Origin of the sequence: Ferruginibacter sp., assembly GCF_049840995.1 — a bacterium.
In the GTDB taxonomy this organism is placed as follows: Bacteria; Bacteroidota; Bacteroidia; order Chitinophagales; family Chitinophagaceae; genus Ferruginibacter.
The window spans coordinates 1634821-1654769 of sequence record NZ_JASGIP010000003.1 but is presented as its reverse complement, the minus strand read 5'-3'; the positions used below and the strand labels follow the sequence as shown (position 1 = coordinate 1654769).

Below are 19949 nucleotides of genomic sequence, written 5' to 3'. Positions count from 1 at the left end.
CTTTGCAGTTAAAATAAATAAAAAAGCTTCCACTAAGTGGAAGCTTTTTTATTGGCTGTTATCTTTTACTTAACGATGATCTTGTGTGTTGTCTTTGTTCCGTCATTTAATATCTCCAGCAGGTACATACCAGCAGGTTGTTCTTTAACCAGGCCCAGCTGCAGCGATTGCCTGCCCGCACTCAATGTATATTTTTCCTCTGCTATCAATTTACCCGACATGTCCATCAGTTTAAACGATGTAACACCGGCAGCAGTTTTAAAGAAGGTAGCAGTTACCGCGCCAACTGTTGGATTAGGCGATACAATAATATCTGTTGTCTTCAGGTTTTGTTTCAGTATGATGATATTGGAATATTCAACAGCACCTGACCTGTTCACCACTTTAAGCCGGTAATATTTTACTGCAGCAATATCAATATCGTCATAGCTGCCATCCAGCGCGGCAAGATTGCTGTTTATTTTTTGTGTATTCAGTTCTGTAAATACGGTTCCGTCTGCACTGCCTTCTAAAATGATCTTCTCTACAGAAATGATATTCTCCAGGCGCCAGTTGATATAATTCTTTGTCGGGTACGCAGTACCGTTAAAGTTGGTAATTTTTACCGGCAGGGCTGCACCTGTAAATGTCATTGAAAAAAGAGCCCTTGTATTACTGATACCATCTACATGCAATAAATAAGTGGTATTGGCTGCAAGCCCGGTGAATGCAGAGAGCGGGCCGTTACCGTTAAATGTATTGCAGAATATGGGTGCAGGGAATGCCTGTGCTGTTGGGCAGGTGGATACCTGGTATAAAGCCAGCTCCACTCCTGCGCCAGAACAGGCTGCCTGTGCAGTGGGATTTGTTCTGTAGCTTGATATAGTTGCCACTACCGATCCTCCCGAAGCATTTGTTTTAAAAGCATAATAGGCATTATTGGTAATGCCGGCCCCGGTTGCGGTACAATTAATATCGTTGTATTGCGGATCAACTGTTTTATCGCTGGTGGCATGGTCCAGGTCAAATGCCACCGTTGTACCCGAACTGATAGATGTGGTAGGGAATGTGATCGGGCAATTATCTTTCGATTCTGTTGTGGTAGCTAAAGGCGTCATTTCTGCAATGGCACCGCAGGAAGCATAACTGAATGATTTTGGATTGATGCAATACAATGCACCTGTATAGCACGACCAGTCGGGGCTTCGTCTATCCACCCCGTTTACAATGGCGTAATTCATCAGCTTACCCGGGTCTACATTGGGCCATGGGCCAATATAACTATCATTGATATGCCCTAAGCCGAGCGAATGTCCCAGCTCGTGCAGCAATACCGATTCCATATCGTACTCCGCAATGGCAGTAGACGTTTTACAGGGACCGTTATTAAAATTTACAGAGCCGGTTGATACCCCTGCATTTCTTATAAGAATATCGAAACCGGGGCTGGGTGTGGTAAGGTTACCTGCGCAGCTGCTGCCGGTATAATAACAGGATGCCAATACGCCAGTGGGCAATACCGGTACGCCTGTTACTGTATTATCCAGCATGATCACATTAACTGCATTGCCCGGGCTAATGGTTTGCGAAGTAGTGGTACCCGCATAAGTATAATTCAAGCCGCAAACTTCTTTCCAGGTGGTGATGGCTCTTTCAAAAGGATCCTTTTGTGCAGAAGTGGTAAAATCTACACCACCACCATTGGTACCAGTGCTGTATAAATAATTGTATCCGCCGGCGCCGTTGTTGTTGATCAGCGTCAGCATTCTTTCAGTAGGTGAGCTGCCGAAGGTTAAATTTAAAATAGAGTAGTTTACCGTTAATGGTGTTGGAGATACCGCGGCCGTGCTGCCGATATTATCCTGCACGCTGAAATAACCTGTTCCGGCCCTTGATGGTACTCTTACCTGTATTTGTGTATTGGTCCAGCTTACAATAAGATCGCTGGTGGCTGATACAAACCAGGAGGTACCGCCGGTGCCGTTATTGGCATCATCAAAATTGATACCTGCCGGTGACGCCTGTACGCCGAAATCAGTTCCGTTAATGGTTAAAAGATTAGTGGCCGGATCGGCCAGTTTACCTGCATTTACCGAAGCCGGCGAAAAAGAGGTAACGCCTAATACAGAATTGGTGGTGGGTTCTTTAAAAAAGGTAGATACTTTAAACCCGGGTACTTTATTTTTTAATGGCCTGCCGGTTTTCTTTTCCAGTTCGGGATAGATCTCTTTTTCTATATTACCATATCTTACAAATGGTGCACTGGCTGTTTGATGCGGCAGATCATAACTAAAAAAACCCTGGCTGCTGCTGTACACATCAAATAATACGTTCTTGGTTACCGGTGATACAAGGTTAATGCTGTTGGGAAAACAAAAGAATACACCGATATATCCTTTGTCCAGTTCCAGCAGGTCGGTGGCGCCCATGGCCATATCGCCTATCGATCCCCCCTGTGTTAATACTTCAATATAATCCGGACTGGCATCTCCTTTAAAATTCTTATACACTTTTACTTTATTGGAAGTGAAGATCATGGTGTGACCGGGATTCCAGAATGCTGTTTGTTCCACCACTTCTCCTTCTACTATCAGGGAAGAAGCCTGTACTTTTTCATCGATGGAAACAGGATAAAGCGCCTGCGAAAAACATTGGTTGTGAATACAGATAACAGTAGCTAAAAGCAGTAGCCGGATGTTTTTTTTCATGGAGGGGGTTTTAAAACCAAATATAAACAATAATTGATGGAAGCAGCAATAAGTTAACTGCGGAGTTACTACGCTTTATCTCTGTATCTGCCACAGTATAAGTACAGTATAGTGGCAGTATAGTTTTCTGGTACTATTATCAATTATTCACTAATAAAAAAACTCCCGCATGCGAGAGTTCTAAAATTATAATTATAAAAAACTATCAGATACCTCTTCTTAATTTAGGCCTTTGTATATTGGGGTTTTGCTTGCGTATACGTTCGAGCAATTTCTTTTTAAAGTCCCGATCGATTGTATAAAACTGTTCGCAACGGTTTGACCCGAGTATTTTAGTAAAGCCGGCCTGGTATTTCTTTTTGATATTCAGTACCGCCTGTTGTTTATCCAGTTCCGGCTGATCCTGTTTTACAGCTTTCAGTTCGTTGGTGAACTGGGTATGCATTGGCCAGAACTCTTTTGCTTCATCGGGTGTCAGTTGCAGTTGCTGCGTTATATATGCCACATATAAAGCCTGTATCTTTTCCTGCCTTTGCGTTTCTTCGCCCGGCTGTGTATCCTGTGCCCTGGCGGCAAAAAAGCCACCTAAGCAAAGGGTTACTATGAGTATAAATTTTTTCATGATCGGTTTAGTTTTTTAGGTCCTTCAGGTCAATATTATCCAGGTATTTATCCAGTGCTTTATCATCGGTCAGGTAATCTTCCTGCGCTGGTAATTCTTTTTCGTCAACTGTATTAGCTACTTGTGCTACATCCACATCGGTACCGTTTACCTGCAGGTATTTAATGATATCGTCGTCCGAAACTTTTGCCAGTTCCGCATCCACATCTTTTATCTCCTGGTTGATCTTTTTATAATCTGGTATTGGGAGGTCAGCCACCTGAACTCCATCTGTAGTTTTATTACCCGCAAATTTATACACGCCCAATGCCATTGCACCGGTAAATACTGCCGCCACTGCATATTTTAATACTGCAGCAATACGCCTGCTGCCCATGCTTACAACCTTGGCCTGTTGTGGCTGTACTTTGTTGAGTATGGTATCTGCGAGTGATGCAAAGTATCCCTGTGGTACCGTAAATACATTTTCGTTCTGTACGCTGTACAACATAGGCGATAACTGCCTTAATTCTGTTGCCGCATTATCTTGTTCAGCAGCATTGAGCACATTGGTTACAAATGATTCAAAATATCCCTGCGGTACTGTAAACACATTTTGTTTTGATATACCATGCAACAATGGAGAAAGTTCTTTCAACTCTGCTGCTGAATTATCATTTGCTTTAGCCAGTATATTATCCGCCAGCGAGTCAAAATAACCTGCAGGCACTGTAAATGTTTCTTTATGCGCCAGGTTTTGCAATACCACTGGTAATGCTTCTTCCTCTGTATTGCTGCTTTCCTGTGCTTTTATTTTATTAAGGATGTTACCTGCCAGCGAATCGAAATATCCCTGCGGCACTTCCATAGAGGATGCAGGCATGCTTTCAGGAGCTGTACCTGCTTCTTCTTTTACACACATCAAAACCACTGCTGCAATGCTGTTAAAGTATCCATCAGGAACTGTAAAAACATTTGCATTGCCGATGCCTGCCAGCATTGGGCTGATGTCGTTTAATTCATTCAATATGTCGATTCTTTTTTTCCATCCGGCTTTAAGACCTTCTTATTTGTTAAAAGTTTAATTATTCAGTATAAATTCCTCTATTTTCTTTACCGCATGATGATAGCTTGCTTTCAAAGCGCCTTCGCTGGTTTCCAGTATGCGGCTCATTTCTTCGTAAGGCATTTCATCGTAGTATCTTAAATTAAATACAACTTTCTGTTTTTCAGGCAGTTGCTGTATTGCTAGCTGTAATTTCCACTCCAGTTTATTGGCATCAAAATTATCACTGGCCTTCAGTTTATTGCTCAGCCCGTTCTCTACATCGCCCAGCGAAACAGAAGATCTTTTTTTCTGCTGTTCTAAAAAAGTAAGCGATTCGTTGGTGGCTATGCGGTACAGCCAGGTGTACAGCTGGCTGTCTTCGCGGAAGTTTTCCAGCCCCTTCCATACTTTAATGAACATATTCTGCAATACGTCGTTGGCATCTTCGTGCTCCACCACCATACGGCGTATATGCCAGTACAGCTTTTCCTGGTATTTTTTTATAATAGCCGTAAATGCCCGCTCCCTGGTAGCCGGCTCGGCGAACTGCAACAGCAGTTCTTTATCATCTAAATGTGTTGCCATATAAGGTTTGAGGCAGTAAAAATAAAAAAACCAATCGTAAGATTGGTTTTAATTCAAAAAGTTTAATGTTTTACTTGCGTGACATGGCTTTTTCGGCTGCTGCCACTATGTGTGGTGTGTCCAGTCCGTACTTGGTAAGCAGTTCGGTTGGTTTACCGCTTTCGCCAAAAGTATCATTCGTTCCTACGTATTCGATCGGTATTGGCAAATGTTTGGATGCCACCTGTGCAATACTGTCGCCCAGGCCGCCAATGATATTATGTTCTTCGGCTGTTACAGCGCATTTTGTTTTTTGGATAGAGGCCAGCACTGCTTCTGTATCCAGCGGTTTGATAGTATGTATATTGATCACTTCCACACTGATGCCTTTTTCTTCGAGTATTTTACCGGCTTCCACTGCTTTCCACACCAGGTGGCCGCAGGCAAATATGCTCACATCTTTTCCGTCGGATAATTTTTGTGCTTTACCCAGTACAAAATCTTCTTCTTTTGTGAATATGGGCCAAACGGGGCGGCCAAAACGAAGATAAACGGGCCCTTCGTGATCGGCAATGGCTTTGGTGGCGGCCTTGGTTTGATTATAATCTGCTGGCACCACTACGGTCATGCCCGGCAGCATTTTCATCAGGCCGATATCTTCTAAGATCTGGTGTGTAGCGCCATCTTCACCAAGGGTAAGGCCGGCATGCGATGCACAGATCTTTACATTTTTACCGCTGTAAGCCACGCTCTGGCGTATCTGGTCGTACACCCTACCGGTAGAAAAGTTGGCAAAAGTGGTGGTATAAGGAATTTTGCCGCCGATGGTCAAGCCGGCTGCAATACCGATCATATTGGCTTCGGCAATACCGCACTGTACAAAGCGTTCAGGAAATTCTTTTATAAAACCATTCAGCTTCATCGATCCTAACAGATCGGCTGTTAATGCAATGATGTTGGGGTTGGTTCTTGCTGCTTCCAGGATACCATCTCCAAAACCACTGCGGGTATCCTTATTACCTGTTACCTGAATTTGACTGAGCATATAAGTTTGCCTTTTGTTTTTTTAACAATGAAGTGCAAAGTAAAGAAAGATTTGATTGAAAAAATGGGCAACTTAAAAAGTTGCCCACATTAGCTGTTAGTTCTAATAGAATAAATTTTATTCGGAGATCTCTGCGGCAGTGTAATATTTTAAATTATTTTCTTTTACAAATTTGAATATTTCCTGTAAGCGGTGCAGTGTTACACTGTATTTGCTGCCCGAATTGATATCGTGTGCCACAAATACCACGCAGCCGTTATTATTTTTTGCCGATTGCAGTATGCTGATCACATCCTGGTCGCGGCGGTTGCTGCTTTTATCTATACCCAGGCCATACAATACATCGTTGTGCTGGGTGGGTACCACACTTTTCGAAAAATCCTGTGTACCGTTCAACGCCCTTACGCTTTTAAAATAGCGCATCAGTATTTTATCAAACAGGCCATTGTGTGCACCGTAAGGATAAGCAAAGGTGGTGGGATAATACCCATCCTGGTTCATCATCTTTAACCCTGCTTCTATTTCGCAGCGCATCAGGTCGTCGATGGTATGTTTATTTTTATAAACATAGTCCTGCATATTATAATGATTCAGGCTATGGAAAGCAATTTCGTGACCGTGATTTTTGATCTCGTTCAGCTTTCTTTTTTGTTCGGGTGTAAACCGGTTGTATTTGCAGATATAAAAGGTAGCCCGTACGTTGGCGCTATCCAGCAAGGGCAGGTAATTGTACCAGTTATCGATCCTGTCATCGTCGAAGGTGAGTACTATCCCGGGGTCCTGCAAATGACCCACTTTTTCAAATTTTTTACAGCCTGAGAATAGGCAAGCAATAATTACGAGGGCAAATGATGCCACAACAACTTTTTTAGCCATGTTTAAGGTTTTATAGCTGCTCTTTTATAGGATATAGGCTTCTTCCTGGGTTAAGGACTTTGGGAGAGGAGGCGAAGATAAAGCAAAAAAAAGCTGGTTTTTGTAGTATTTTCTACAATTATATTTTTTCTGTTTTTAGTTTCAGTTCCCATTTCCAGGCAGAATCCATCATTTCGTCGAGGGTATAGCGGGGGTCCCAGCCCAGGCCTGTCCTGGCTTTGCTGTTATTGGCATATATGGCCACCACGTCGCCGGGCCTGCGGGGGCCCAGTTGATAGTTGAGTTTTACGCCGCTCACCTTTTCAAAAGAGGCTATTGCTTCCAGCACGGTGTAGCCATTCCCGCTGCCCAGGTTAAATACCTCGCATTTTGCAGTGTTTTTGGCTTCGACCAGGTAATTCAGGGCCAGGGTATGTGCATGGGCAATATCGCATACATGTATATAATCCCTTACGCAGCTGCCATCACGGGTATCGTAGTCGGTACCAAATACATTCATCATGGGGATTTTGCCTATAGCTGTCTGTGTAATGGCAGGCACCAGGTTGGCCGGTTTGCCCAATGGCAGTTCGCCGATATGGATGGAAGGGTGCGCCCCTACCGGGTTAAAATAGCGGAGCAATATGGCGCTGAGTGATATGTTCTTCACGGTTTCGTTCACTATCAGCTCGCCCATTTGTTTGGTGGCGCCGTAAGGTGATTCGGCAGGCTTTTGCGGGGTCTCTTCTGTTACAATTACCGTATCGGGGTTACCATATACCGTACACGAAGAAGAGAAAACAAAATGCGGTACTTTAAATTCTTCGGCGCATTTTAAAATATTAATGAGGGAATCGAGATTGTTCTGAAAATATAGCAGCGGCTTTTCTACCGATTCGCCTACTGCCTTATAAGCTGCAAAATGTATGATGCCTTTGATATCCGGGTTTTCCTGGAAGATGGCATAGGTATCATCATAGATACATAGATCTACTTTATAGTTCTTGATCTTTTTACTGATGATCTTTTCAACGCCGTTCAATATGGCTTCGTTGCTGCGGGAATTATTATCGGCACAGATCACTTCATAGCCGTTCTGTACAAGGTCAACGATGGTATGCGATCCTATATAGCCGCAACCGCCGGTTACTAATATTTTGTCCATGTTACAAAGAAAATAAAAAAATCACTCATTTGCGTGAGTGATTTTTAATATACAATGCTTTAAAAATTATTTAGTAAAGAAGGAGATGCCGTAATACACGATGGCTGCCAGCAGGCCGCTTACAGGTATGGTGAGTATCCATGCCCATATAAGGTTGATGGTGACGCCCCAGCGTACCGCACTGAGCCTTTTGGTTGCACCCACACCAATGATAGAACCGGTGATGGTATGCGTAGTACTAACGGGCGCCCCTAAGTTAGCCGCTGTAAACAAGGTAATGGCGCCGGCTGTTTCGGCACATACACCTTCCAGCGGGGTTACCTTGGTAATCTTGGTGCCCATGGTCTTTACGATCTTCCATCCACCACTCATGGTGCCTAATGCTATGGCAGAATAACATACCAGTGGTACCCAGTTGGGCATTTCTTCAAACTTATGGATGTAACCTGTTGCCACCAGCGCCGCGGTAATGATACCCATTACTTTTTGTGCATCCGATCCGCCATGGCCCAGGCTGAATGCGGCTGATGAAACGAGCTGCAGTTTTTTATACATATTCTGTGTGCGGAAGGCATTTTCCCCTTTGATATAATTGATGGTATAAGCAATGGAGAATACCACGCCCAAGCCGATCAGCATCCATCTTTCTATCTCTCCTTTTGCACCGGAGAACGGTACAAAGATGGCGCAGACTGATACCAGTATCACAATAATGCTCATCTTCATAAAGAAATTGCGCTGCACGGTTACCAGTGTAATGAATATGGCGATCACCATACCTATCAGTGGCGCCAACACGATAAAGAAAACTGTCTTTAATATCATAGCGCTGTCGATGCTGTTAAAGCCGGCATGCGCTATGGCCGCACCGGCAAAACCGCCGATCAATGTATGAGAAGAGGAAGAAGGGATACCGTACCACCAGGTTAAAAGGTTCCAGAAAATAGCTGCAATAAGTCCCGATAAAATGATGATAAGCCCTTTGCTGCCAACAATCACTTCGGGGTGTACTGTTTTAGCTACAGTATTGGCAATGGCATGTTCTTTAAAGATAAAAAAGGCCACAAAGTTGAAGAAGGCTGCCCAAACCACGGCCTGGTAGGGCGTTAATACTTTTGTGGAAACTATTGTAGCGATTGAATTGGCGGCGTCATGAAAGCCGTTAATAAAATCAAATACTATAGCAAGAAATATAATGGCTATAAGTAAAGTTGTCATAAATTAGTTTTGATAGATCACTGCTGCTGCCCGGCTTAGGCGTACTTCACAATGATTGATTCTATTACATTCGCAGCATCTTCGCATTTATCTGTTACGATCTCCATTACCTGGTAGATCTCTCTTTTCTTGATCACTTCTTTGGCGTCGTTTTCTTCGGCAAACAGTTTTTCAATGCTCATGTCGAATATATCATCACCCTGATTCTCGATACTGTTGATGGCCACCAGTGCATCCGTGATCTGGCGCATATTCTTCATATTGCGCAATTCTTTTACGGCATCATGTACTGCCACACAACCCTGTGCTATGATCTCGGACATTTTATGTATACCGGTATCATTGGGGTTTACCCTGTAAAAGTTGATCTTTTTGGCAGATGCCTGGATGTAATCCGCAATATCATCGAGTGCAGATGCGAGGTAGTGAATATCTTCCCTGTCGAATGGTGTAATGAAGTTCTTGCCCAGCTCGGTAAATATCTGGTGGGTATAGTCATCATTCACGTGCTCCATATCTTCAATCTGTTTGATCAGTTTTGCCCTTTCATCAAAGTCGGGTTCTTTTACCACTTCCTTTAATTTCTCGCCCATTTTTACCAACACATCCACAACATTTTCAAATAGTTGAAAGAAAACCCTGTCTTTTGGTAAAAAGATCTTTAACACTGAATTTAAGCCTGACATAATTATTTAAATTTTGTGGGCAAAGGTTATTTATTAGCGGAAAAAAATAAAGGGCTTTTCAAATGGTAATGATTTGTTAACACAGGGGTAACATTAAATTGTTATTCCTTTGCGCCAAATTTTGTATATGCTTAAGAAAAAGCTGCCTTTACTGGCTGTGGGAATGCTATTTTGTCAACTGTTGCAGGCCCAGTACCTGATGGACATGGTAGATACCACGAAGGATATGGGTAAGGGCATGCTGGCATTATTTAACCGGCTGGATAAAATAAGATTGAGCGGCTATATTCAGCCACAGTTCCAGGCAACACAAACCAAGGGGGCAAAGAATTTTTCAGGAGGAGATTTTGCTCCCAACAGCACCAATCGCTTTATGCTGCGCCGGGCCAGGGTACGTTTTGACTATGTGCATTATTCCGAAACGCCGCATGGTTTATCGCTGCAGTTTGCTTTTCAATACGATATTACGGAGCGGGGCGCCAATGTAAGGGATGTATGGGGCAGGCTTTTTGAGAATAAGTACGAACTTTTTGCTTTTACCATCGGGTTGTTTGCAAGGCCCATCAGTTACGACCTTAATTTATCCAGCGCCGACCGTGAAAGCCCCGAACGTGGCCGCATGAGCCAGGTATTGATGAAGACTGAAAGGGACCTGGGCGCCATGGTTAGTTTTGAGCCAAGAAAAAAAGACAGCAAGCTGAAATTTTTAAAAGTGGACCTGGGTGTTTTTAATGGCCCGGGACTTTCTTCGCTTACTGATTACGATAGTCATAAGGATCTTATCAGCAGGATCACCATTAAACCACGCCGGCTTACGCCAAAGATCAGTTTAGGGATGGCGGCTTCCATTTTATATGGCGGGCTTTCTCAAAACACCAAATATGTCTATAATATTCAGGATGTGGCCGGTGTTAAAAAATTTGTGGTGGACTCTTCTGTCAATAATATCAACCAGGTTGCTCCCCGGAAATATTATGGTGCTGATGCACAGCTGAAAATAAAAAACAAAGTGGGTTATACCGAACTGAGGGGCGAATTTATGATGGGTAAACAAACGGCTTCGGTTAACAGCAGCGAAACGCCGGGTGCACTGTTTACCGGCACGGAAGGTTATTATACCAGGAAATTCAATGGCGCTTATTTTTATTTTTTACAGCATCTTGGCAGTACGCATCACCAACTGGGTATCAAGTACGACTGGTACGACCCGAATACTTCCGTTAAGAAAGAAGAGATCGGCAAAACAGGCAACAACGATAATGTTGCCGATATTAAATTCAGCACATTGGGTTTTGGTTATATTTATTACATGACCGATAATGTTAAACTCACATTGTGGTACGATAAGATAACCAATGAAAAAACATCATTGACGGGCTATACCAGCGATGTAAAGGATGATGTGTTTACCTGCCGCTTACAGTTCCGCTTTTAATGAGCTGACTGTAATGTTTACTTAACAATTAGTTGCCGATTAGGTAACGCCCCTTTTTTCTTTTATCAGTTTACCCCTTACATCTTTGCAGTACAATATTTGAACATTGCATACCGGCTTTCACTTTCTCTGGCCCGTATTGCAGCAAGGCTTGCATTTGTTTTGGTAGTAGTACATAGCAACTCTTTCTCTTATTGCGTTTGGCAGGGCTTTTTTAAGCCCTGTTTTTTTGAAAAGGCAAAACAAGTGCAGAGTTACCGGCCCGTTTTTATTCGTACATTTTAAAACAGATTATTAGTGGAACCGCCGATTTTTTAGTAAATTTGTTTTATGTCTACCCTCGATATAACAAGTAAAAAAGGTACAGATGCTGTAAAAAAATTGCGTGAGCAAAAACTCAGGAACGGTTTGCCGTTCATGATCAATACCAGCGAATTGTCTACCAATCAATGTTATCTTGAATATCCTGACGGAAGTATCCAGTTGATCACTGTTGTTCGGTCTACAAGAGACCTCAATGTTGTGAGAGAATTAACTTCTGTAGAAGCTGATCGCTTAAGAAGAAGGTTCAATTTTTCATTAATCAAATAAATGCCGGTTTTATACATTGTAACCGGTTCAAATGGAGCAGGTAAATCATCTGTAGGGCCTGACTATATTCCAATCCACTTAAGGAATGTTGTTTTTGATGGTGATAAGTTGTTTATGCAGAAAAGAACAGAACTGTGGCTCAATGGTCTTAAATCTCATAAAGAGTGTAAAAAACTTGCCGGGGAATTTGTTGAAACAGCTTTTGATAATTTAGTAACTACCTCTTTGAGTTCCAATAAGGACTTTGCTTATGAGGGCCATTTTACAACAGACGCAACATGGAATATTCCCAAAAGATTTAAAGATGCAGGTTATAAAACGCACCTGATTTTTTTCGGCTTAACGGATACCGATCTGTCAGAGACACGGGTTGTTGCAAGAGCAAAAGAAGGAGGTCATTATGTAGATCCATTGTCATTGGTTACTAATTTTTATGGTAACCTTGAAAAACTCGATAAATACTTTTCAATTTTCAACTCAATCACAATTGTTGATACATCCGGTATAGAACATGTTGGCCTGGTCGAATTAAAGAATGGTCGATGTCATTCTGCGCTTTCTGTAAAGCAACTGCCTTATTGGTTCACAAACAACCTTCCTCAAATTACCGCGATAATAATGGATGCTGAAAACAAAGATGACTGATCCTGTTAAAAACAATTTCTTCGTTTATTATCGAGTTATTACAATAAAATATTCCTTCCATTCGAATATCTAATTGCAAGATGAACTAATTTTGCGGCGGAAACTACCCTTCAACAGTAGTAGTATCATGGAAACCGAAATATTAGCCCGGATACAATTTGCCTTCACTATCGCATTTCATTATATCTATCCTCCTTTAAGCATTGGCCTTGGTTTGATCCTGGTGATCATGGAAGGTATGTACCTGAAGACCGGCAACAAATTATACGAACAGATGACGCGGTTCTGGATCAAGATCTTTGCACTCATCTTTGGTATTGGTGTGGCTACCGGCATTATCATGGAATTTGAGTTTGGTACCAACTGGGCCACTTATTCTAAGTATGTGGGTGATATTTTTGGCAGTGCCCTTGCTGCCGAAGGCATTTTTGCTTTTGCATTAGAGAGCGGTTTCCTCGGCATTTTATTGTTTGGATGGAACCGTGTGGGCGCCGAAAGTGCATTTCTTTTCCACCATCATGGTTTTTTTAGGTTCGATGTTCAGCGCCGTGTGGATCGTGGTGGCCAACAGCTGGCAGCAAACACCGGCCGGTTATCATATTGTAGGCGAGGGCATGCATGCAAGAGCGGAGATCACGGATTTCTGGGCCATGGTATTCAATCCTTCCAGCGTTGAAAGATTGACGCATGTTTGGATCGGGGCATTTTTAGCCGGTGCATTTTTGGTGATCAGTGTGAATGCTTATTATATTTTAAAGAAGAAACACCTGGAGATCGCAAAGCCTGCTTTTAAAATTGCGTTGGTGGTAGCTACTTTTTTTTCGCTGGCGCAATTATTTACCGGCAGTAAAAGTGCAGATGGTGTTGCAAAAAACCAACCTGCAAAACTGGCTGCAATGGAGGGACATTATGATAGCAGCGCTGCAGCAGATATGTTTTTAGTGGGTTGGGTAAATAATAAAACACAAACGACTAATGGTATTAAAATCCCCGGCGGATTGAGCTTTTTAATTCACCAGGATATTAAAGCGCCAGTTACCGGCTTAAATGCTTTTAAAAAAGAAGACCGCCCTTCGCAGGTGAATACGGTCTTCCAGATGTACCATTTAATGATCGCTATTGGTATGGCTTTAATAGCGCTCACTTTATATTCCTGCTGGCAATGGAAAAAAGGAAAGCTGTTTGAGAAACGTTGGTTGCTCATCGTTTTAGCATGGTCGGTGCTGTTGCCCCAACTTGCCAACCAGGCGGGATGGTTCACTGCCGAAATGGGGCGACAGCCCTGGGTAGTATATGGTTTACTGAGAACTTCGGATGCTTTATCAAGGTCGGTGGCGGCCAACCAAGTGGTGTTTTCATTGATACTTTTTACTTTAGTGTACACGACACTGTTTGTTTTGTTCATTTACCTGATGAATAAAAAAATAAAGCATGGCCCTGTTTACGATGCACCGCAGGAGCTTATTGAAGAAGGCAGCAAAAGGGATAATCCCTTGCTGGATCATAAATGATCTTTTATGGAACATACTGCAGAATTGTTTTTAGGTATTGAATACAATGTATGGTGGTTCCTGATTTTTGGCGCCGTTATTACCGGTTACGCCATACTGGATGGTTTTGACCTGGGCGCCGGTGCCCTGCATTTATTCTTAAAAAAAGAAACCAGCAGAAGGATCGCACTCAATGCCATTGGCCCGGTATGGGATGGTAATGAAGTGTGGCTGGTAATTGGCGGTGGCGCTTTGTTTGCGGGCTTTCCTGTTGCTTATGCGGCAATCTTTTCTGCATTCTATATTCCCTTCATGATATTTATGGTGGGGTTGATATGGCGGGCTGTTGCCATTGAGTTCCGCAGTAAAGAACCCGGTACCACGTGGCGGCTGGTATGGGATTTTGTGTATTCTTTTGCCTGTATTGTTATTGCTTTATCGCTAGGATTGATGCTGGGCAATGTGGCCCTGGGCCTGCCTTTGAATGAGCAGCATGAATTTTCTGGGCACTGGTTATCTTTCTTTAATCCATTTAGTCTAATGGTTGCCGTTACCACGCTGGCTTTGTTCATGCTGCATGGCGCTATTTATTTAGCCATGAAAACAGAGAACAGGCTGTACACCAAATTATCTTTATTGGCTAAAAGTTTTACCGTATTCTTTTTAGTGGCTTTTGGTATCACCACTTTGTATACTTTATTATACATCCCTCACCTGAGTGATAAAATAAGAAGCAGCCCAGCGTATTTTATTTTGCCGCTGATCATGTTCCTGGCCATTGCCAATATTCCGCGTCAATTAAATAAAGGTAAATGGCGCTATGCTTTTATCAGTTCATCCGTTACCATTGCTTCGCTGCTGATAATGGTGGCGGTAGAAGTTTTTCCCAATCTTTTATTTGCCACCAATGATGTCCGCAACAGCATTACGGTCAGCAATGCGGCTTCTTCTGTAAAAACAATGAAGACGCTTTTAATAATCGCCCTCATCGGCACACCGCTGGTGGGTGTTTATACCGGTTTTGTTTTCTGGACGTTTAAGGGAAAGGTGAAACTGGATGAAATGAGCTATTAGAAAGCTGCAAGGGGGAAGTATACACTAAGAAAGGTATTCCATTTCATCATGCTTATCCCTTGCAGCTGCACCCCTGCTCCCCTTGTTACTATTTATAGTCTTCCCGCACTGGTGTAAACACATCAACCAGTTTACAATCGGTAATGGCGGTGGCGCTGTGTACCTGGTTGGGTGCAATGGTAATGACCATGCCTGCTTCCAGGATGAATTCTTTGCCTTCTATTATAAAAAGCAATTTGCCTTCCTGCACATAACTCACCTGTTCGTGTACATGCGAATGTAAGGGTACGGTATGACCGGCCACTGCATCCAGCCAGCCGATACTGATGCCTTCGGCATGGTAATAATGGCCGGTAAATCCTTTTACCACTTCTCTTAATTTAATGTCGTTGATATTAACTGGTTGCATGTTATAAGTTTTTGTATAGCAAGATAGTTTATTTGTGCGGTAACAATTTCGTAACATTAAAGACATAATTCGTTAATGCTGGGATAACATTGCAGTAATCTTAAAAGCATCACTTTGCGGCATGAAAATAACAGTTATGAGACGCTTAGTAGCCCTGATCGCATGTATCATTATATCTCTCTCATCAATAGCTCAAAAAGGAAAAATAGAAGGAAAAATAACCGATGCAAAAACAGGCACACCCATTTCCGGTGTTTCTGTGGTGGTGAAAGAAACCGGCAAAGGTGTTGCTTCTAATGTAGACGGAAACTTTGTACTGAATGCAGAACCCGGAAAAAAATATACACTCATCATCACCTCTACCAACTACGAAAATAAAGAAGTGACCGAAGTGGAAACCGGTGCGGATGGTATTGCCCATATTGATATTGCGTTGAATGCAAGAGCAAAAACAGGTGAAGAGGTGGTCGTTCGTTCCACCAGCACGGCCCGCAAGGAAAGTGTGAATGCGTTGATCAGTTTTCAAAAAAATACCAATACAGTTGCTTCTGTAATTTCTGCTGAAGCCATCCGCAGAAGTCCTGATAAAAATACCGGTGAAGTGTTGAAACGTACACCCGGCGCCAGTATACAGGAAGGTAGGTTTATCGTGATCAGGGGTTTGGCCGACCGTTACAACCAGGCCATGCTGAATGGTATCCTGTTAACCAGCACTGAGCCTGACCGTAAAACTTTTTCGTTTGATATGATCCCTGCTTCGATGATCGATAATATCATCATCAACAAAGCTTTTGTTCCGGAATATCCCGGCGAATGGGCGGGTGGTTTGATACAGGTGAATACCAAAGATATCCCTACAAAAAATTTCTTCAACATACAATTAGGTACCGGCTTTAATGCACAAACCATTGGTAAAGATTTTTACAAAGACGGTCAGGGCGGTAAAACAGATTGGTTAGGCATTGATGATGGCACCAGGGCTTTACCTGCTTCTTATACAAGAAAAGCGGAGTTTGATACTTTATCACCTGCTGCAAAAACAGCGATCGGCAAACAGATGCGTAATTCTTGGGCGCCTGTAAAAAGTTCTGCTCCTTTAAATGTTTCTTTTCAGGCCAATGGCGGTTTTACCACCAAAGTATTTGGTAAGAACCTGGGTGGTATACTGGGTGTAACGTATAGCAGGAGCAGCAAATACCAGCAACTACTGAACAGGTATAACAATATTGACGAGTTCACTTATAAAGTGGATACGATCAATAACTATAATGATGGTAAGTACCTGCAGGAAGTTTCGCTGGGCGCTTTGGGAAGTATTAGCCTGCAGCTGAACCCTCGCAATAAAATCTCTGTAAAAAGTATTGTGAATGTAAACAATTCCAATTCTGTTTTACAAAGGCAGGGTAACGATTTTTCAAGAGATGATAATACCATCAAAGGATCTGAATTTGTTTTTAAACAGAATACCTTCTTTACTGTACAGGCCAATGGCGAGCATAGCATCAGCACACCATTGAAGTTTAAATGGTATGGCGCTTTCAATATCCTGGATGGATTTGTACCTGATCAGCGTCGTTTATTGTATACAAAGAAACCAGCTGAAGTTAATTACCTCGCACTTATTTCTAACTCTTTATCTCAACAAAGCGGCAGCCGTATCTATCAAAGCCTGAGCGATTATATTTATACAGGCGGTGGTGATCTTACTTACAGCTTTAAATGGTTGGGTTTGAACCAGGCTGTTAAAGGTGGTTATATGCTGCAGATAAAGGACCGCTTGTATGATGCACAACTTTTTGCCAACTACCTGCCTTCTACCGGTGACCAGTCTTTAAGATTATTACCTGCCGACCAGATATTTGCTCCTGATAATTTTGGTAATGGCACCGATAATAAATTTGGCTTTGATGCCATCAAAGGAAATACTTTCCGCTACATGGCCAACACTATCCTGAATGCCGGTTATGTACAATTCGACAATCAATTCACCAGCTCATTAAGAGTGGTATGGGGTTTAAGGGTGGAAGATTATGATCAGCTGGTGGGTAGCGTTAAAAAGTGGGACAAACGTCATTTCAATTCAAAGGTTACCGACTTTTTACCTGGCTTGAACGCTACTTATAAACTCGATTCAAAAACCAACCTGCGTTTATCTGCTTCTCAAACGGTTATCCGTCCTGAGCTGCGTGAGTTGTCTTTCCTGAACCTGTACGATTTTGAATTGAATGCTTCTGTACAGGGCGACCCAACATTAAAAAGAACAAAAGTTACCAATGCCGACCTGAGGTATGAGATTTATCCAAGGGCTGGTGAAGTGATCAACGCCGGTATCTTTTATAAAGATTTCGTAAATCCTATCGAACAATATTTTAATGGTAGCGGTACAGGTTCCAGCACTATCAACTATATCAATGCTGCCAAAGCAGAATCGTATGGTATAGAAGTGGAAGCCCGTAAAAAACTGGATTTTGTACATGCGTTAAAGAATTTCACCTTCCAGGCCAACGCTGCGTATATCCATAGCCGTGTGAAAGACAATACTAAAAAGATCGATCGTTCTATGCAGGGTCAGTCGCCTTATATTCTTAACCTGGGTTTATTGTATGATATCGAAAAATATGGTTTGAATGCAACCTTGCTGTTCAACCAGATCGGTGAAAGGATCTACCTGGTGGGTGATATACAGGGTGGCGCTCCGGATATCTATGAAGCCCCAAGACCTGTACTGGATTTTCAGTTAGCTAAAAAATTGCTGGAAAAGAAAGCGGAACTGAGACTGAACATTGCAGACATCCTGAACCAGAAACAATATTTCTACCAGAACACCAGCAGCACCACCAGCTTCCAGAAAGGTTCTGATGCTTACAGGTTCACCAGGAAATACGGCACTACTTACAGCTTAACATTCAATTATTCATTCTAAAATAAAATTCTTAAAATAAAAAACAAGCAATGAAAAAGTACATTTTATACCTGGCTGCACTGGCGGGTTTAGCAATTACCAGCTGTCGTAAAATTGAGACAGACGGGGAAATACAGGTTGTTGTAGTAAATGGTGGCGGCAGTGGCGGTACCACTACAGGTCAAACCATTATCCTGCAGGGACGTATCAATGCAGATACGATGCTGCGTAAAGCAAATACTTATATCCTTAAAGGATTAGTTTATATGGTGGGCAACCACACTATGACCATTGAAGCAGGTACTACTGTTAAAGGTTCTTACAGTGGTTCGGATGTGGCAGCACTGGTTATTACCCGTGGTTCTAAACTGGTGGCTACCGGTACTGCAACCGATCCGATCGTGTTTACTTCTGCTGCTCCTAACCCGCAATCGGGCGACTGGGGTGGTATTGTATTGTGTGGTAAAGCTGGTTACAACCTCAGCTACAATGGTATCAATGGTTTGTACCAGGTAGAAGGTGGTATTGATAACGCCAATGGTGATGGCCTTGCAGGTTCCGGTGATGCAGTTGCTCCTACTCCTGTTGATAACGACAGCTCCGGTGTGTTGCAATACATGCGTATTGAATATGCAGGTTATGCTTACCAACCTGATAAAGAGATCAACAGTCTTACTTTAGCTGCTGTGGGAAGCCGCACTGTTATTGATCATATTGAAGTGACTTATGCAAAAGATGATGCTTATGAATGGTTTGGTGGCAGTGTGAACTGCAAATACCTGATCGCTTATAAAACACAGGATGATGATTTTGATACAGATAATGGTTTCAGTGGTAAAGTACAGTTCGGTTTGATCATGAGGGATTCTTTGATCGCTGATATCTCTACTTCTGAAGCTTTTGAAAGTGATAACAATGCCAGCGGTACTACTGCTACGCCTAAAACAAAAGCTATTTTCAGTAACGTAACTGCCATCGGTCCAAGGGCTACTTTAACCAACGTTGGTAACAGCCTGTTCCGTTGCGCTGCACAGATCAGGAGAAATTCTGCTATCTCTATCTTCAACTCTATCATCATTGGATGGCCACAGGGTTTATTGATCGATGCCAGCACCGGTACACCAACCGATCTTAACATCAACGATAGTTCTTTACGCATCCGCAACGTAACTTTTGCAGGTAACAATGTGAACTTTAAATATTCAGCAAGCGGCAGTGCTCCAACCGGTGCTACTGATGCCAGCATCACTACCTGGTTCACCAATTCTTACTACAACAATGATATATTGACCAATGTAAGCGATGCCAAACTGATACAGCCTTATAACTATGCTGCACCAGATCCTACACCTTTCGGCAGCCCTACAGCGGGTAACGTAAAAATTATTTCCGGTGGTGATTTTTCTGATCCTAAATTCACCGGTGATACTTTCTTTGATAAAACAGCTACTTTCCGTGGTGGTATTGCTCCTGCAGGTGCACTATCTACCTGGTGGAAAGGATGGACAAAATTTAATTAATATCATTATACCCT

Annotated in this window: 18 protein-coding genes; 8 read left to right on the top strand and 10 right to left on the bottom strand. The window is 42.6% G+C overall.

Annotated features, from left to right (window positions below):
- Positions 1 to 65: 65 nt before the first annotated feature.
- The 9 genes from QM738_RS08950 to QM738_RS08910 form a co-directional block, all read right to left on the bottom strand.
- A complete protein-coding gene (locus tag QM738_RS08950; protein ID WP_462276347.1) occupies positions 66 to 2687 on the bottom strand; it encodes a T9SS type A sorting domain-containing protein in 2622 nt (873 codons plus the stop codon).
- A gap of 205 nt (positions 2688 to 2892) precedes the next feature.
- Complete coding sequence (locus QM738_RS08945; RefSeq protein WP_462276346.1) at positions 2893 to 3309, bottom strand: hypothetical protein; 417 nt, start codon at positions 3307 to 3309, stop codon at positions 2893 to 2895.
- Positions 3310 to 3316: 7 nt separating this feature from the next.
- Complete coding sequence (locus QM738_RS08940) at positions 3317 to 4315, bottom strand: hypothetical protein (protein ID WP_462276345.1); 999 nt, start codon at positions 4313 to 4315, stop codon at positions 3317 to 3319.
- Positions 4316 to 4369: 54 nt separating this feature from the next.
- Complete coding sequence (locus tag QM738_RS08935; protein ID WP_462276344.1) at positions 4370 to 4921, bottom strand: RNA polymerase sigma factor; 552 nt, start codon at positions 4919 to 4921, stop codon at positions 4370 to 4372.
- Between the two features lie 70 nt (positions 4922 to 4991).
- Entirely contained in the window at positions 4992 to 5945 is a 954-nt protein-coding gene (locus tag QM738_RS08930) for a transketolase family protein (RefSeq protein ID WP_462276343.1), read from the bottom strand.
- Positions 5946 to 6062: 117 nt separating this feature from the next.
- Positions 6063 to 6821, bottom strand: a complete 759-nt coding sequence (locus tag QM738_RS08925; protein WP_462276342.1) for a polysaccharide deacetylase family protein — start codon at positions 6819 to 6821, stop codon at positions 6063 to 6065.
- 118 nt (positions 6822 to 6939) lie between these two features.
- On the bottom strand, positions 6940 to 7965 hold the full coding sequence (galE, locus tag QM738_RS08920) for a UDP-glucose 4-epimerase GalE (RefSeq protein WP_462276341.1): 1026 nt from the start codon (positions 7963 to 7965) through the stop codon (positions 6940 to 6942).
- Positions 7966 to 8031: 66 nt separating this feature from the next.
- On the bottom strand, positions 8032 to 9183 hold the full coding sequence (locus QM738_RS08915; RefSeq protein WP_462276340.1) for an anion permease: 1152 nt from the start codon (positions 9181 to 9183) through the stop codon (positions 8032 to 8034).
- 35 nt (positions 9184 to 9218) lie between these two features.
- Entirely contained in the window at positions 9219 to 9869 is a 651-nt protein-coding gene (locus QM738_RS08910) for a DUF47 domain-containing protein (protein ID WP_462276339.1), read from the bottom strand.
- A 127-nt stretch (positions 9870 to 9996) separates the two neighbouring features.
- Between QM738_RS08910 and QM738_RS08905 the strand changes: the two genes are divergently transcribed.
- The 6 genes from QM738_RS08905 (at position 9997) to cydB (ending at position 15104) form a co-directional block, all read left to right on the top strand.
- On the top strand, positions 9997 to 11304 hold the full coding sequence (locus QM738_RS08905; RefSeq protein WP_462276338.1) for a porin: 1308 nt from the start codon (positions 9997 to 9999) through the stop codon (positions 11302 to 11304).
- Between the two features lie 330 nt (positions 11305 to 11634).
- On the top strand, positions 11635 to 11895 hold the full coding sequence (locus QM738_RS08900) for a hypothetical protein (protein ID WP_462276337.1): 261 nt from the start codon (positions 11635 to 11637) through the stop codon (positions 11893 to 11895).
- Entirely contained in the window at positions 11896 to 12540 is a 645-nt protein-coding gene (locus tag QM738_RS08895; protein WP_462276336.1) for a zeta toxin family protein, read from the top strand.
- 127 nt (positions 12541 to 12667) lie between these two features.
- Positions 12668 to 13216 (top strand): cytochrome ubiquinol oxidase subunit I, encoded by a 549-nt coding sequence (locus QM738_RS08890; protein WP_462276335.1) that lies wholly within the window; start codon positions 12668 to 12670, stop codon positions 13214 to 13216.
- Positions 13098 to 14051, top strand: a complete 954-nt coding sequence (locus QM738_RS08885) for a cytochrome ubiquinol oxidase subunit I (protein ID WP_462276709.1) — start codon at positions 13098 to 13100, stop codon at positions 14049 to 14051. The genes QM738_RS08890 and QM738_RS08885 overlap by 119 nt, the downstream gene beginning before the upstream one ends.
- A 6-nt stretch (positions 14052 to 14057) precedes the next feature.
- Positions 14058 to 15104 (top strand): cytochrome d ubiquinol oxidase subunit II, encoded by a 1047-nt coding sequence (cydB, locus tag QM738_RS08880; protein ID WP_462276334.1) that lies wholly within the window; start codon positions 14058 to 14060, stop codon positions 15102 to 15104.
- An 88-nt stretch (positions 15105 to 15192) separates the two neighbouring features.
- On the opposite strand, the gene QM738_RS08875 is transcribed toward cydB, so the two are convergent.
- A complete protein-coding gene (locus QM738_RS08875; protein ID WP_462276333.1) occupies positions 15193 to 15513 on the bottom strand; it encodes a cupin domain-containing protein in 321 nt (106 codons plus the stop codon).
- A gap of 136 nt (positions 15514 to 15649) precedes the next feature.
- Here QM738_RS08875 and QM738_RS08870 point away from each other — a divergent pair, with 136 nt between their 5' ends.
- Both QM738_RS08870 and QM738_RS08865 read left to right on the top strand, forming a co-directional pair.
- Positions 15650 to 18436 carry a TonB-dependent receptor gene (locus tag QM738_RS08870; protein WP_462276332.1) on the top strand — a complete coding sequence of 929 codons (2787 nt, stop codon included), beginning with the start codon at positions 15650 to 15652 and terminating at the stop codon, positions 18434 to 18436.
- A gap of 29 nt (positions 18437 to 18465) precedes the next feature.
- A complete protein-coding gene (locus QM738_RS08865; protein WP_462276331.1) occupies positions 18466 to 19935 on the top strand; it encodes a hypothetical protein in 1470 nt (489 codons plus the stop codon).
- The last annotated feature ends 14 nt before the right edge of the window (positions 19936 to 19949 follow it).

Coding starts and splice junctions, on each gene's coding strand:
- QM738_RS08875 (WP_462276333.1), bottom strand. CDS start 15,513: ATGCAACCAGTTAATATCAACGACATTAAATTAAGAGAAGTGGTAAAA.
- QM738_RS08905 (WP_462276338.1), top strand. CDS start 9,997: ATGCTTAAGAAAAAGCTGCCTTTACTGGCTGTGGGAATGCTATTTTGT.
- QM738_RS08915 (WP_462276340.1), bottom strand. CDS start 9,183: ATGACAACTTTACTTATAGCCATTATATTTCTTGCTATAGTATTTGAT.
- cydB (WP_462276334.1), top strand. CDS start 14,058: ATGGAACATACTGCAGAATTGTTTTTAGGTATTGAATACAATGTATGG.
- QM738_RS08870 (WP_462276332.1), top strand. CDS start 15,650: ATGAGACGCTTAGTAGCCCTGATCGCATGTATCATTATATCTCTCTCA.
- QM738_RS08945 (WP_462276346.1), bottom strand. CDS start 3,309: ATGAAAAAATTTATACTCATAGTAACCCTTTGCTTAGGTGGCTTTTTT.
- QM738_RS08935 (WP_462276344.1), bottom strand. CDS start 4,921: ATGGCAACACATTTAGATGATAAAGAACTGCTGTTGCAGTTCGCCGAG.
- QM738_RS08865 (WP_462276331.1), top strand. CDS start 18,466: ATGAAAAAGTACATTTTATACCTGGCTGCACTGGCGGGTTTAGCAATT.
- galE (WP_462276341.1), bottom strand. CDS start 7,965: ATGGACAAAATATTAGTAACCGGCGGTTGCGGCTATATAGGATCGCAT.
- QM738_RS08910 (WP_462276339.1), bottom strand. CDS start 9,869: ATGTCAGGCTTAAATTCAGTGTTAAAGATCTTTTTACCAAAAGACAGG.
- QM738_RS08890 (WP_462276335.1), top strand. CDS start 12,668: ATGGAAACCGAAATATTAGCCCGGATACAATTTGCCTTCACTATCGCA.
- QM738_RS08895 (WP_462276336.1), top strand. CDS start 11,896: ATGCCGGTTTTATACATTGTAACCGGTTCAAATGGAGCAGGTAAATCA.
- QM738_RS08930 (WP_462276343.1), bottom strand. CDS start 5,945: ATGCTCAGTCAAATTCAGGTAACAGGTAATAAGGATACCCGCAGTGGT.
- QM738_RS08950 (WP_462276347.1), bottom strand. CDS start 2,687: ATGAAAAAAAACATCCGGCTACTGCTTTTAGCTACTGTTATCTGTATT.
- QM738_RS08900 (WP_462276337.1), top strand. CDS start 11,635: ATGTCTACCCTCGATATAACAAGTAAAAAAGGTACAGATGCTGTAAAA.
- QM738_RS08925 (WP_462276342.1), bottom strand. CDS start 6,821: ATGGCTAAAAAAGTTGTTGTGGCATCATTTGCCCTCGTAATTATTGCT.